This window comes from Embleya sp. NPDC059237, from assembly GCF_042754105.1.
In the GTDB taxonomy this organism is placed as follows: domain Bacteria; phylum Actinomycetota; class Actinomycetes; order Streptomycetales; family Streptomycetaceae; genus Embleya.
On record NZ_JBHZAE010000026.1, the window covers coordinates 14,342 to 28,499 of the forward strand.

Here is a 14,158-nt window from a genome sequence, read left to right on the forward strand (position 1 = left end):
CGCTGGCTTCCCATCAAGTTGATCGAATGCGTGGCGCGGGGGTCTCGGGTGCCTGGTTACAAATGGCGCGATTTCACGGCGACCGGCGTGACTCGCCGCCGTACGCTCGGCGCTGGTGTCGCGCTGGCCCTGGTGGGCACGCTGGTCGCGGCGGCGCCTGCGTCCCGCGATTCGGCCTTCACGGTTCGCCAACCCCAGAAGGAACGCTCGATCGACGGCACCGGCGTGGCCGCGGATGCGAAACGCGCTCCCGGGGATTCGACCCGCGACGCGAACTCACCGACGAACGCGCCTCATTGGCCCGCCGCCGGCAGGCAAATCGTGGATCTTTCCGCCGAAGGCGAACCGAAGCCCGCCCGCCCCGATGCCGGTTCCGAACGGCGTCTGATCCAAACGCCCGGCATGCCGATCAAAGTCGCCGTCGCCGCGACGTCCGAGAAACGTGGGCTCCAGGCGGCTGCCGCCGCCTCCCGACTGGAGGTCCACGTAACGGACCGTCAGGCCGTCCGACGCGCCGGACTCGACGGCATCCTGCTGTCGATCCGCCGGGCCGACGGTGGTGCAGCCGCCCCGGATATCCACGTCGAAGTCGACTACAAGGGATTTCGGTCCGCAAACGGTGCGGGTTGGTCGGATCGGCTGCGTCTGGTGCAATTTCCCGCGTGCGTACTGACCACTCCGGAAGTCCGGGAGTGTCGAGTCGGCACGCCGCTGACAAGCCGTAACGACAACATCGCCGGCACCCTGTCGGCCGACGTACAGGTGGCGCCCGACGGGGCACCGGCACCGACCGTACTCGCCGCGACAGCCGGAACAGCCGGTGGTGCCGGGGACTTCAAAGCCACATCCTTGGCTCCGTCGGGTGCGTGGACGGGTGGCGGCAGCGCGGGGGGATTCGGCTGGAGCAACCCGATCACGTTGCCGCCCGTCCCCGGCTCGCTGACTCCCGGCCTGTCCTTGGGCTACTCCTCCTCCTCGGTCGACGGCCGGACCTCTGCCACCGCGAGTCAGCCGTCGGTCGTCGGCGAGGGCTGGAGCGGGGTGGAGCAGGGCTTCATCGAGCGGCGTTACCGAAACTGCGGAGACGACAAGGACACCAGCGGGTCGACGGCAACCAAGGAAGGCGACTGGTGCTGGGTCGGGGGCCAGCACGTCTCGGTCTCGCTGAACGGCAAGTCCTCGGATCTCGTGCGTGACGAGTCGTCCGGGACCTGGAGGCTGTCCGACGACGACGGTTCCCGCGTCGAGCACCTCACCGGCAGCGCGACCGACACTGCCAACGGCGACGACGGCGACGCGGTCGACGGAGCCAACGAATACTGGCGGGTCACCACAGGGGACGGCACGCAGTACTGGTTCGGCAAGAATCGGATGCCTGGATGGTCGGCGGGCAAGCCCGAGACGAACTCCGTCTACACGGCACCGGTCTTCGGCAACAATCCGGGCGAACCCGGATATCATTCCGCATTCGCCGACTCGGCGAAGGATCAGGCCTGGCGCTGGAACCTGGACTTCGTCACCGACGTGCACGGCAACGCGTCCGCGTACTTCTACACCAAAGAGCAGAACTACTACTCGCTGTTCGGGGCGCGGACCGGCACCGGGGCATACACCCGCGGCGGATACCTCAGCCGTATCGAGTACGGTCATCGCGCCGATCGCATCTACACGGACCCCGCGCCCGCGAGAGTCGACCTCACCTACGCAGAGCGATGCCTTGCTGATTGCGACACCTTCGACAAGGACCACGCGGCGAACTGGCCGGATGTCCCGGTCGACCTGAACTGCGCGAAGGACGAGACCTGTTACGTGGCGTCGCCCACGTTCTGGACACGCAAACGACTCACCGGGATCGACACCTCGGTGTGGTCGGGCTCCGGCACCGACTACACGCCTGCCGACGGTTGGGCTCTGGAGCAGACCTTTCCGGGGAGCGGCGACCGGGGCGGCAAGGCAATGTGGTTGGCCTCGATCACGCACACCGGCAAGGCTCCCGGAAGTGCACCGATCACTCTGCCGAAGACGACGTTCGAGGGCACGCTGATGGCCAACCGGGTCGACGGCGCCGAGGGTCTGCCACCGCTTTACAAATACCGCCTCACCCGGATCGGCTCCGAAACCGGCACCGACACGCTCGTCACGTATTCACCCGGGGACTGTACGACCGCGGACCTGCCGGCCCCCGATGCCAACACCCGCCGCTGCTATCCCGTGTGGTGGACGCCCGAGGGACAAACCGAACCGCTCCAGGACTGGTTCCATACGTATGTCGTGACTCAGGTACAGGACGACGACCTCGTGGCCGGCAGCGGCTCGCCGACCATGGTCACCTCCTACGAATACCTCGACGGGGCCGCGTGGCATCGCGACGAGGACGAGTTCACGCTGGAAAAGCACCGCACGTGGAACCAGTTCCGCGGCTACGGCAAGGTACGGGTGCGCAAGGGTGCGGTGAACCCCACGCTCAACGAAACCGTGTTCTTCAGGGGCATGGACGGCGACCGGCTCGCCGACGGAACCGCCCGTTCCGTACAGGTGCAGGGCGTCACCGACCGCCCCGAATTCAGCGGCCGAATCCGCGAGCAGACTGCGTACGACAAGGACATCGCGCTCGGTGGGACACCTGCGGTGTCCACGGTCACCGAACCGGTGCTCGTAGCCACGACGGCCACGCGCCCGCGCCCCACCGGATTGTCCGCCCTGACGGCCAACCAGGTCCGGTCCCAATCGGAGATCAAGAAGGTTCGGCTCGAAGCCTCTCGATGGCAGTCGACCAAAACCAGTAGAACCTTCGACGCGGACGGCCAACCGATCACGATCAGCAACGAGGGTGACACCTCGATCGTCGGCGACGAATCCTGCTCCCGCACCACGTTCGCAGCCGCGGACCGGACGGCGTGGCTGATCGGATTCCCGGCCTCGGAGCAACACACCTCCGCTCTGTGCGATGTCGCCGCAACGCCGGCAAACATCCTCGCGGAGTCGCGCAACTATTACGACGGTCGTCCACTCGGCCAGGCCCCCGAGCCGGGCAAGGGCAACGTCACCCGCCAGGAGGGTCTGGAACGCTTCGCCGGCTCGACCCCGGTGTTCGGCGTCGCCGCAACGACGACATACGACGTCTACGGTCGTCCGCTCAGCGTCACCGGCGAGGATGGTCAGACCAACTCCACGAGCTACACCCCGGCAACCGGACGGTCGACGAGCGAGATCAGTGTCACCAATCCGAAGGGTTGGACCGGTCGTACCACCATCGATCCGATCCACGGCCTGACCCTCAAATCCGTCGACGTCAACGGCAGAGGTTCCGCGTCCGCCTTCGACGCCCTGGGGCGGCTCACCTCGGTATGGCTGTCCGGACGTCCGACCACGGCGCCCGCGAACATGCTGTACAGCTACGCGCCCAGCCAGACCGCGCCCACTGCCGTCACCACCAAAACCCTGCTCGACGACGGCACGTATCACACCGAAATCACGCTCTCTGACGGATTCCTGAGGCCCCGTCAGGTACAGAGTCAGGTCGCCGACGGACGCGTCGTCACCGACACCTTCTACGACGACCAAGGCCGCAAGGCGAAAGAGAACGCCGGATTCTTCAACGCCAACGCGCCCGAACCCGCATTGCTCTCCGTCGCGGACAACCAGATTCCTTCACAAGCCGTCTTCGAGTACGACGGAATGAGCCGCACCACGGCGTCCGTGTTCAAGTCGCTCAACGTCGAGCGTTGGCGCACCGGGAATCTGTACGGGGGGAACTGGGTCGCCACCGTTCCACCGGCCGGCGGCACCTCGTCGCTCAAGATCACGGATGTCCAGGGGCGGCCAACCGAACTACGTCAATACAAGGACACCAACCCCGCCGACGGAGCGCCCCTTCCAGCGTTCGACGCTCCGCCGTCGGCGTATGATGCCACGCGCTACAGCTACGACGCGGCCGGGAACCGAACCAGGGTCGTCGATGCCGCAGGCAGCGAATGGAAGTACGAGTTCGACCTTCGCGGGCGACAGACCAAGGCGATCGATCCCGAACAGGGCGTGACGTCGACGACATACGTACCCGGAGGGCAATTCGGCGCCGACCAGATCGAAACCCGGACCGACCCTCGAGGCCAGACGCTGGCCTACACCTACGACCAACTCGGTCGCAAAACGTCGCAGCGCGAGGGCAGTCCGGCGGGGCCCCCGCGAGCCGAATGGGGATACGACCTTCCCGGCGCCCTCGGCCTGTCGCGTTCCTCGACCCGAATCGACAACGGCCTGCGCTACGTTTCCGAGACCACCGGCTATGACCCGACGGGGCATCCCACAGGTGTCAAGGTCACCATCCCTTCCGCTCCGGGCGAGGAGAAGCTGGCCGGCGAGTACACCACCACCAGCACATTCACCCCCGGCATCGGACTGTTGGACAAAGTCACCTACGGCCAATCGTGGGGTGGTCTCCCCGCAGAGACACTGGACTACGGCTACACGAAGTTCGGTCTCGCGAACACTCTGACCTCGGGGAACACGCGCTACATCAACGGGACCGTGTACTCGCCGTTCGGCGAACCGACGCAGACCCAGTTCGGCAACACCGGTCGCCGCACGATCGTATCCATGTCGTACGCGGAAGACACCCGACGCCTGGTCCGTACGGTCGCCGACCGGGAGAAAAGCGGACCCCAGACCCTGGACGATCTGAACTACACATACGACCCCAGCGGCAACATCGTCCGAATCGTGAACAAGCGCGATGACGCGACAAGCACGGACACCCAGTGTTTCGCCTACGACTACCGCACCCGCATGACCGATGCCTGGAGCGCGATCGACGACTGCGCGGCGGGACCCGCAACCGGTACCGCACCTCGAGTCGGGGGAATCGACCCCTACTGGACGTCATACACCTTCGACGCAGCGGGCAACCGGATCGCCGAAAAACAACACGACCCCGCGGGCAACACCGCGAACGACGTCACCAGGACGTACAACACGCAAGCCCACCGGCTCGATTCGGTCGATGCGAGCGGCCCCGGCGGCACCAATCGAACGTCGTACGCCTACGACCCCGCCGGAAACACCACCCGCCGTACGGTCAACGGCGACGACCAGAACATGACATGGGACGTGGAGGGTCGCCTCGCATCGTCCTCGAAGACCGAAGCCGGGCAGCTCAAGACGAGCACCTTCGTCTACGACCCCGACGGAACCCGGTTGCTGCGCCGGGAGCCGGACGCGGTCACCCTGTACCTCGGCACCACCGAACTCAAGCTGACCCGGGCAACGAACACCGTCTCCGGCACGCGCTACTACCCGGGCGCGGGCGGGCAGTTCCTTCGCACCTCGACGGGCCGAACGTCGATACTCGTGGCGGATCATCACGGCACCAGTCAACTCGCCGTCGACTACGCGAGCATGACCTACACCCGGCGGCCCTCGATGCCCTACGGAGACGCGCGCGGAGTCCAGCCGTCCGTGTGGCCGGACGACAAGGGGTTCCTGGGAGCGCCGAAAGACTCCTCCACCGGTCTCACGCACGTCGGAGCCCGCGAGTACGACCCGAGCATCGGCAGGTTCATGTCGCGGGATCCGCTCACCATCGCCGAGGACCCCGCGCAGCTGCATCCGTACATGTACGGAGGTGGCAATCCGGTCAACATTTCGGACCCCAGCGGTATGGGTTGGGGCAGGTTCTTCAAGAAGGCCGTCAAGGTCGCCGCGGTCGCCGTGGTGGTTGCGGTCGTGGTAACCGTCGTGGTCGCCGCGCCGGTCATGGTGCCGGCCGCGGTCGGCGCATCGGGGATGCTTGCGGCAGGCGCCGCGGGAGCGGAACTCGGGCTAACGGCCGCGGCCATCTACGTCGGCACCGAAGCCTTGGACGAGGCGCGGAAACCCTCATCGTCGGATACCGACACCGACGACAAGTGCAAGAAGAACAGCTTCGCGGGTGAAACCCCGGTTCTCCTGGCCGACGGCACCACCAAGCCCATCGAACAGATCACGGTCGGCGACAAGGTGGCCGCCGCCGATCCGGAGCGTCCGGAACACAGGGTCCCGGATCTCGTTCCGTCCGAGAGCGTCAGCGCCGTCCATGTCACGGACGACGACACGTCGTTCGTCGATGTCACCATCGACACCCCGGAGGGGCCGCGCGCCATCACTTCAACCGCCGACCACCGCTTCTACAGCACCACGAAGCAAGCGTGGGTCAAGGCAGTCGACCTCAAGCCGGGTGAAGAGGTACAAACGCCGACGGGTCGGACCAAAATCCTGGCCAGTCGCGCCTACACGGCGGTCATGCGTACGTACAACCTCACTGTCGACAGGATCCATACCTACTTTGTCGGCGCCCGGGGCTCCTCGGTGCTGGTGCACAACGAGAGCACCGGCGGCTGTCCCCACGTCGTCCTGGGAATCGGCAAATTCTCGGATACGCTGGCCTGGGACCATCGAGCCGGGAAATCGGATCCGACCAACGCTCTCGAAAAGCCTTCGCCGGAGGCTCGGACCTACAATCAGAGCTTCAGGGCACCAGGGGCGGACAACAGTCGCAGCGGAGACCAAATCGGTCGAGAGCGCCCGGCCTGGATGGACTCCGTGGAGAAGGCTATTTATGATAATTCCACGCGGCTTTCCATCACTTTGGAAGGCTTGCCGGGAAACACGCCGAGGGAAAAATTTCACAACGCTGCCGTGAAAGGTCTCTGGGCCAAGCTCTATCCGGACAAAAATGGGTGGGAGACTCCGGCATCCCCGGGGTTCGGGACGGCCTGGGAGATGTATACAGTCTTCGAAGCCGCCCTCGAAAACAAGCGCGTCTGGGGGGAGATAGAGTGGTTCGACGGAGACGGGAAGGGGAATCGCTGGAAGGTGCCGAACAGAGACATGGGGCCCGCCCCGGACGACTCATGGGAAGACCGAATATACAAGGACTATCGCGACATCAAGGACGGGATAAAGGAAGTCGACTGGATATTCTGACAACCTGAAGACAGCGTTCGATAAATTCTGAGCAAAGAGGGAATGTCGGAGGATTTCCATCATGTCGAGGCTGTATCCACTGTGGTTGCGTGCGTTGGTATCGAATCCGGTCACACCGACGGAGATCGCCCGGCGTATCGTCTCCATGGAAACGCTTCCGCAGGGGCGATGGCTGGAGTCCGACGACATGTCGCGTGCGATCGCCACCGCCCTCGTGGCTCATCCCGATCCGCAGATTCGTATGCGGATGACAGAGAATCAGCGTTTGCCACGGGATATTTCCGGACGGCTCGCCGAGGATGCCGATGCCGGCGTACGAAAGAAGTACGCGCGTAATGCGGCACTGGCCAACACGGTCCTGTCACGCGAGGCCGTAACACGTATGGCCGATGATCCCGATCCCACGATTCGCCGGTACGCCGGCGCTCTACCCGGCCCGTTCGACGACATCCGCGTTCGACTGGCAGAGGATCCCGACCCTGCGGTTCGAGCGGCCGTCGTGTCGCACGAAACAGTATGGATCATGCTGCGTCCGGCGGTTCGAGAAAGACTATTGGGCGATCCCGACCCGGCGGTGGAGAGAGCGATCCGAGCGTTCGCCCGCGCGCGGGCACGATTGCCGAGATCTCTCGTGGAGTTTCGAGCCGAGGCCGATCCGTCCCGTCGAGAGCGGGTCGTGACCGGCGGCATGCTCGATCGGGATCTCGCAGAAGCGCTGAGTCTCGATCCCGACGCCTCCATCAGGGCTCGAGTCGCAGGCAACGAGCATTTGCCCGTGGACCTGGCCAAACGCCTCGGTCACGATCCCGATGCGACCGTGCGCCTTGTGGCCTCCATGCACGCGGAACTCTCCGAGGACGAGCGCGCCGCAATCGATTACGTCGTTCCCGAAGGCAGACAGCCGATCGCGCGATGGGTCCGGGCAGCCTCCGACACCCCCGACGCACTGCGCAGAGCCGCCACTTCGGCTCACGTCCTTTTGCGGCGCAGCGCTGCGAGCCTTCGCCGACTGCCCCCGGACATCGTCGAACTCCTCGCACGGGATGACGACACCTACGTCAGATTGATGCTCGTTCACCACTGCGACGACGCCCCGCACCAACTGCTCGTCGACATGTACGCACACGACTCTCACCTGTCCTGGGCGATGATCAAGTTCAGGCCGAACTTCGTCGTGCCGGGGTTGGCGCACTATGCCGATCACCCGAACGAGAGGTTGCGTCAGATCGCACTCATGGATCCGGATGCCGGGCCGGAGTTGGTCGAGCGACTCAGTCACGACTCCGATGTTCGCGTGCGGCAGGAGGCTGCCGGCGATGCACGGCTTCCCTTGGGCCGGCTCGTGGAATTGCTGTACGACGAAGAAACGGCGTCGTTCGCGGCGGCCAACTCAGCGCTCCCCGTGGAGTACATGCATCAGCTCCTCGACCAGGCCGGAGTGCCACCACTTCGACTCTAGGGCCGACGAGACACGCACAGCATGGATGGCGGAATAGCCCCGTGAACCTGTTCGTGCAGGCGGGAGACATCTCCCAACCGGCCTTGGCAGTTGTCACGCTGGCGACGCGCCTGTCGCTTCCTGGACCTCGTGGTCCAAGTGCCAGGGTGTCCACGATCAGGGGGAAACCTCTGACGCCGGCGACAAGTGGGCGGTCTTCGAGAGCGAGGCCCTCTCTTCCTTGGAGGGGTGGGGTCGACTCCCACGGCAAGATGCCCGACGTCGCCGTGTATCTCCGTGACAAGAACTGGCTCGTCCTCATCGAGGCCGCGTCGAGCCACGGCCCCGTTGACCACACGAGTTGCACGAGCGCCTCCGTGGCTCGACCGCAGGCCCGGTCTCCATTACGGCACTCCCGTCGGAGGTCGAACTCCGCAAGTACCTCGAGGAGATCGCCTGGGAGACGGACGTGTGGTGTGCGGACACCCCCATCCAGTTGATCCGCTTCAACGGCGAACGGTTCCTCGGACCGTACGACCGCTGAATGATGAAGGGTCATCCGACAAACTCGACCGGACGAGTTCTTCACCACAACACTCGGCGGCCACGGGGACAACGGGGACGACGGCTTGTGGCTCGGCTCGGTACCGGACGAAACGCCGGGTCGTGGGACCAGGAGCGGAACTCGTAAGGGGCGACAATCTGCGGGATCCGGTCTGCGTTCTATACGTGGACTTGCCCGTACCCGCGAACCCTCTCTCCCGGGGTGAACTGCGGCGCCCGGTGAGCGGGCGCCGCGGCAGGTGAGTCAGCCGGGATATCTCGGGGGCATCGGCTGGAGTCGGCGGTGTCGGCTCCGGGCGCCCGGCGCGTTGCGGTGGTGGTCGTGGAAGTGTCGTGCGCGTGCGTGGGAGGTCAGACGCAGGCAGTAGACGGGTTCGGTGTACGTGGGGGCGTGGGGCAGGCGGTGTTCGCCGTGTGGGAGTTCGTCGAATCGGAATCCTGCGCGATACAGGCGACGGACGGCCTCGACGAGGTCGAGGTGGCGCGGGGTGTATCCCCACGCGAGGCGCAGGTGTTGCGACAGAGGGTTGGGGGTGGGGGTGGGGAAGTCGAAGTCCCACACGATGGTCCCGTCGGCATCGAGCATGTGGACGAAGTCAATGTACGCCTCGTCCTCTCCGGGGTGGTGTTCGAACGCGAAGACGAGGTAATGCGCACCGGGGTGCATCGACCGCAGGGTGTCGGCGAGGAGGCGGGCGTGGGCGTCGGCCGCGACCTGGAGGCGTGCGGCGTCGGCGTCGAGGTCGTGGGCGTCGGCATGGCGGGCGTAGGGATCGGCCCAGCGCAGTCGGTGTCCGCCGGCGTCGCGAACGGCGTCCTCGGAGAGCGGGAGGTGTTCCGCGCCGTGAGGGTGACGCGCCAGGATCGCGCCGGCGCGGCGCAGGGCGTCGACGACGGTGAGCAGCGCGTCGGGGTCGTCCGGTGTCAACGGCTCCCACAGGGCGAGGAGGGTGGGATCGGTGACGTACGGGAGGTGGCGGTCGGCAACTCGCAGCACGACGCGGTTGTCGCGGTCGAGGACGAGCGGGCGGTCGGTGTCGCCGGGGAGGTGGTCGGGGGTCGGGTGGGCGTCGATGGTCGGTAGTCGGAGGGTGTGGGCGCGGGGGTGCATCGCGAGGAGGGTGCGGGCGAGGAGTTCGGCGAGGCCAGCTGCGGTGTCGCGACGGAACGCTGCCAGGTCCGCGTCGTAGGCGTGGATCGAGACGGGTACGGCGGTTGTGGTCACGGGATCTCCGATCACGGGCCGGCACACGGCGGCCTCGGACGAAAGGCGGGAAGGCGGGGTGGGCGCTCCGGCGCGGGGCGCCCACCGGGATCACTCCGGCGCGGCCGGCTACGAGGCCGGAGTCCCGGCGTCGCGGGGCGCGGCGCGGTAGCGGCGGGGCTTGGGGCAGGACAGGATCGCGTCGCCGTGGGCGGCGAGGGCGACGAGGGTGTTGGCGACCGCGCCGGAACTGCGCCCCAGGACACGGGCGATCTCGCCGGGCGTGTACTGCTTCGTCGGGCGGTCGTGGAGGTGGGCGCGCACCAGGTCCCGCAGTGCGCCGGGCCGCAACCGGTCGCCAGCGGAGGGCTCCGCCGATGCGGGCGCATCCGCCCGCGTCGCCTTGTCGAAGCGGCCCGGGGGGTCGCTGTCCTCGCCGGTTCGGCCGAACACCGGCGCGTCCGCATGCGCAGGGGTGTTTCCGGCGTCCGTCGGGTTGGAGTCGTCGGTCGCGGGCGTCTGCGGGATGTGCGGTGTGGCGTCGTCTGGCGCCGGCATCTCCGTGTCGGCGGCGGCCTCGGGGGCGACAGTACAGCCGGCGGCGGCGTTCGAGTGGGGGATCGCGTCCGTGTTGGCGGCGGCGGTCGTCACGACTCGGGTGAGGTGCCACGAGGCGGGCTGTGGCCTGCCGTTCACGCGCGGGGGGTTCTCGCGGTACACCGCGCCCTCGGCCTCGAGGTGCGCGAGGAGCTTGGTGACGGTGGAACGGCCCAGCCCCGTGGCCTCGGACAGTGCCCGCGCGGTGAACCCGTCGCGGGAGGCGGTGTCGGCGAGGATGGTGCACAGGCGCTCGGCGGAGTGGGTACGGGTGTTCTCGGGCATGGTGGGGTCCCTGTCTCGACGGTGTGAGCGGGGTCCCCGGCCGGGGGTGGGCCCGGCGCGTGGCCTACGCGGTGGTGCCGGGCTCGGCTCCATGGACGCTCTGCTTCGCCCGCAGAGTCAAGTCGCCTTTCCCACACGGCATTTCGCGGTGGCAGGGTGCGGGTGTGAGGCGGGTAACGGGTGTTACCCCGGGCAACACGCGTCGTTACCCTCGCAGGTCACCGCTGGGCGCCGGGTGTCGGCGGGGGCGTCGGCGGGTGGTCGTTGAGCCAGGCGCGCAGGTGGACGGCGCGGTCCTGTTTCAGGCGCAGGGTGCGGCGGATGAGGCGGATGGACGCGGGGCGTCCGGTCTCGGTACGGGTGCGTTGGTCCAGGCGCCACGCGGCCAGGTAGAGATCGTCGGGTCCGTCGCGGCCGGTGCCGAGGGGGGGTGGCGGATCCTCGGGCGGTGCGGGGGCGGCGGGCGGAGGCGGTGCGGGCGCGGGGTTGCCGGGCTGTGGTGATCGAGGCAGCTGTTCGGCGAAGGATGCGGGCGGTTGTGCGGGTGGAGGTCGTTTGAGGAGTCGGGTGATGAGGTCGGTGATGCGGCGGCGGTAGGCGGCAACGGCTTCGGCCAGGAGCATCAGCAAAACGGGTGGGATGGAGTGCAGCACGACCGCGGCGGCGTCGGCGTCGCGCGGAATGCCGACATCACCGGTGGGCCACCACGCGGTCCAGGTGTTGACGGTCAGGGTGGCGATGCCGGCGTACCAGCGCAGCGCGCTGCCCCATGCCGGAGGTCGGACGTGGTGGTCGGCGAGGCGGGAGTCGGTGAGCAGGCCGGTGGCCAGGGCGAGGGCGAGCATGGGGTCGAGGAGCCAGGCGATCGAGCCGGAGACGCCGTGGTCACGGGCGAAAGCGGTCACGTTCACCGCCGTGAACACCAACGCGAGCGCGGCGACTCCGATCAGGGCGGCGGTCAGCTGTGCCAACAGCACGCGCAGCCGGGCGATCTCGGCCTCCACCGCCCGGGAGTCGGCGGGGTCGGGGAGGGCGGCGGGTGTCACGGTGTCCTCGCGGTGGGTCGGGTAACGCCGAGGAAGTCGTTGCCCGGGTAGCGGATCGGGCCCAGGCGTACGGGGATTCCCGGGCGGGGGGCTTCGATCATGCGGGTGGCGTCGACGGCGAGTCCGACGTGGTGCACGTTGCTCGGCGTGCCGAAAAAGACGAGGTCTCCGGGCTGGATCGGGGTGCCGGGTGGGAGGCGGGGCATGGAGTAGTACTGGTCCTGGGCGACGCGCTCCAGGGTGATGCCGGCGGCGGCGTAGGCGGCCTTGGTCAGGCCGGAGCAGTCGTAGCCGCCTTCGGCCGGGCCGTCCCCGCCCCACACGTACGGGGTCCCGAGGGTGGTGCGGGCGAACGCGATCGCCTTCGCGACGGCCTCGTTCGACGGCATACCGCCGGCCGCGGCGGCCGGTGGTGCGGCGTATTTCGCGGCTTGGGCGAGGACTTGGTCCACGTACCAGTCGGCGTGGTTGTACGCAAAGATCGCACCGCGCAGACTGCGGTTGTCGCGGGCGCCGTCGGCGCAGAGCATGCGCGCAGCGGCGGGGATGGCGTCGGCGGGGTTGTAGACGTCGGGTGCCCCTCCGGCGTGGCCGGGGCTGCCGGGCGGGTTGTAGGCGGCCCAGGTGGAGGCGATGAACTGCATGGGTCCCATGGCGCCGGAGCCGTTGGCGCCGGAGGTGACGCCGGGCAGGGTGCTGCGGCCGTGGTCGGTCTCGACCTTGCCGATCGCGGCCAGCACGGTCCACGACAGCCCCGGGCACGTCGCTGCGGCCTGTTGATACAGGGTCAGGTATCCGGGTGGGATGTCCTTGCGGGCCTCGTTGCTGGCGTCGGCCAACGCGGAGGCGGAGTCGCCGCCGGTCAGGGCGTTGCCGAACGCGCCCGCAAGGGCGGTCAGCAGGGCGCCGGCGAACACGAGCAGGGCCAGGAACGCGCCCGCGCAGCCGGCCGCGATCTTCCCGAGAGGAGCCATCACGTCACCCCGCTTCGCTTCGTGGTCGCCGTGGTGCGCGGTGGGGGCAGGGGTGGGGCGGGGGGCCAGCGCAGTGCGCCGGAATCGGTCGCGTCGGGGTCCGAGGTCCAGGTGCCCGGCGGTGTGGGGGCCGGCGCCAGGTTGCGGTGGTGGGTGGGGAGTTCGAGCAGGGTGGTGCGGGCGGCGGTGCCGGTCAGCGGCAGCCAGACCGCGTCGGCGAGGGAGCCGCCCGTGGTCAGCGCGTGGTGGGTGGTGGCGACTGGGACGTCCAGGCGGGCCGCGGTCGGTTGCAGCCGTGCGCGCAGGGCGGCTTCGCGGCGGGGGGTTGAGGTGTGGATGAGGACGAGGGTGGGGGTGCGGGGGTGGGTGGTGGCGGCCAGACCCGCGTAGCCGGCGAGTTTCGCGTCCACGCGGGCGAGCGCGGTGGTGCCGGTGTCGTACTCGAGGAAGAACGCCACCGCGGCGCCGTGTCGGGGGTCTGCGGCCGGATGGTGGCGGTAGTGGGCGTAGGCGTCGGGGTGGACGTGGTCGCCCCACAGCGTCGCGCAGATGCGTTCGCACGCCCACAGCGTCAACCGCCGCGCGGGATCGCGGTGGCGCTCGGCGGCCAGGCGGATCATCAGGTCGTTGCGGCCGAGGGTGTGGCCGAGCCACGGGGAGTGCGCGATGCGGGCGCTGCGGTCCGCCCGCCATCCCAACCCCGGCAGGTCGACGGCCCGTTCGGCGGCCAGGACCACAGCGCCGGCGGCGCCGAGGGTGTAGTGCTCGGGGGCGGAGCCGGCCTCGAGGTAGGGGCGGAAGCTGTCGACGACACCCAGGTCGTACAGGCGGCGCAGGGTGCGTTGAGTGCTGCGCAGGCCGGTGTGCGCGGCCAGGGCGATCTGCACGGTGGTCAAAACTTCGTGGTCGAACAGGGCGTGGATCAGCCACCGGTCGCGCGCGGTCAACCGCACGGCCAGCCCGACGCCGTCGAGGGTCCGGCCGGTGCGGGTCGTGCGGGCCCGGCGGCGGGCCGGACGCTGGGTGGTGTGCGGGCGGATGGCCATGCGGTGATCTCCGTTCGGTATACTCCGCCGGTGTTCGGGCCGAC

At 68.2% G+C, this 14,158-nt stretch carries 7 protein-coding genes and 1 pseudogene; 3 read left to right on the forward strand and 5 right to left on the reverse strand.

The annotated features are described in order from the left end of the window. Positions 1-48: 48 nt before the first annotated feature. The 3 genes and pseudogenes from ACFXKZ_RS47350 to ACFXKZ_RS47360 all read left to right on the forward strand — a co-directional run bounded on the left by ACFXKZ_RS47350 (position 49) and on the right by ACFXKZ_RS47360 (position 8,942). Complete coding sequence (locus ACFXKZ_RS47350; RefSeq protein ID WP_380012879.1) at positions 49-6,960, forward strand: RHS repeat-associated core domain-containing protein; 6,912 nt, start codon at positions 49-51, stop codon at positions 6,958-6,960. Positions 6,961-7,021: 61 nt separating this feature from the next. Then, positions 7,022-8,419, forward strand: coding sequence for a hypothetical protein (locus ACFXKZ_RS47355; protein WP_380012882.1), 1,398 nt, complete (start codon positions 7,022-7,024; stop codon positions 8,417-8,419). 251 nt (positions 8,420-8,670) lie between these two features. Beyond that, positions 8,671-8,942: pseudogene (locus ACFXKZ_RS47360) on the forward strand (BsuBI/PstI family type II restriction endonuclease). Between the two features lie 264 nt (positions 8,943-9,206). Here ACFXKZ_RS47360 and ACFXKZ_RS47365 read toward each other — a convergent pair. The 5 genes from ACFXKZ_RS47365 to ACFXKZ_RS47385 all read right to left on the reverse strand — a co-directional run bounded on the left by ACFXKZ_RS47365 (position 9,207) and on the right by ACFXKZ_RS47385 (position 14,114). Further along, positions 9,207-10,187: a hypothetical protein gene (locus ACFXKZ_RS47365; RefSeq protein ID WP_380012885.1), complete on the reverse strand. Its 981-nt coding sequence runs from the start codon at positions 10,185-10,187 to the stop codon at positions 9,207-9,209. A 108-nt stretch (positions 10,188-10,295) separates the two neighbouring features. Then, entirely contained in the window at positions 10,296-11,048 is a 753-nt protein-coding gene (locus ACFXKZ_RS47370) for a helix-turn-helix domain-containing protein (protein WP_380012888.1), read from the reverse strand. 218 nt (positions 11,049-11,266) lie between these two features. Beyond that, positions 11,267-12,094 carry a hypothetical protein gene (locus tag ACFXKZ_RS47375; RefSeq protein WP_380012891.1) on the reverse strand — a complete coding sequence of 276 codons (828 nt, stop codon included), beginning with the start codon at positions 12,092-12,094 and terminating at the stop codon, positions 11,267-11,269. Next, positions 12,091-13,068, reverse strand: coding sequence for an NlpC/P60 family protein (locus ACFXKZ_RS47380; RefSeq protein ID WP_380012894.1), 978 nt, complete (start codon positions 13,066-13,068; stop codon positions 12,091-12,093). Before ACFXKZ_RS47380 ends, ACFXKZ_RS47375 begins: the two co-directional genes overlap by 4 nt. Beyond that, positions 13,068-14,114: a replication-relaxation family protein gene (locus ACFXKZ_RS47385; RefSeq protein ID WP_380012897.1), complete on the reverse strand. Its 1,047-nt coding sequence runs from the start codon at positions 14,112-14,114 to the stop codon at positions 13,068-13,070. The genes ACFXKZ_RS47380 and ACFXKZ_RS47385 overlap by 1 nt, the downstream gene beginning before the upstream one ends. Positions 14,115-14,158 lie beyond the last annotated feature (44 nt).

Excerpts from the sequence above, each read along its gene's own strand:
- ACFXKZ_RS47355 (WP_380012882.1), top strand. The coding sequence starts at position 7,022 with ATGTCGAGGCTGTATCCACTGTGGTTGCGTGCGTTGGTATCGAATCCG.
- ACFXKZ_RS47370 (WP_380012888.1), bottom strand. The coding sequence starts at position 11,048 with ATGCCCGAGAACACCCGTACCCACTCCGCCGAGCGCCTGTGCACCATC.
- ACFXKZ_RS47380 (WP_380012894.1), bottom strand. The coding sequence starts at position 13,068 with ATGGCTCCTCTCGGGAAGATCGCGGCCGGCTGCGCGGGCGCGTTCCTG.
- ACFXKZ_RS47385 (WP_380012897.1), bottom strand. The coding sequence starts at position 14,114 with ATGGCCATCCGCCCGCACACCACCCAGCGTCCGGCCCGCCGCCGGGCC.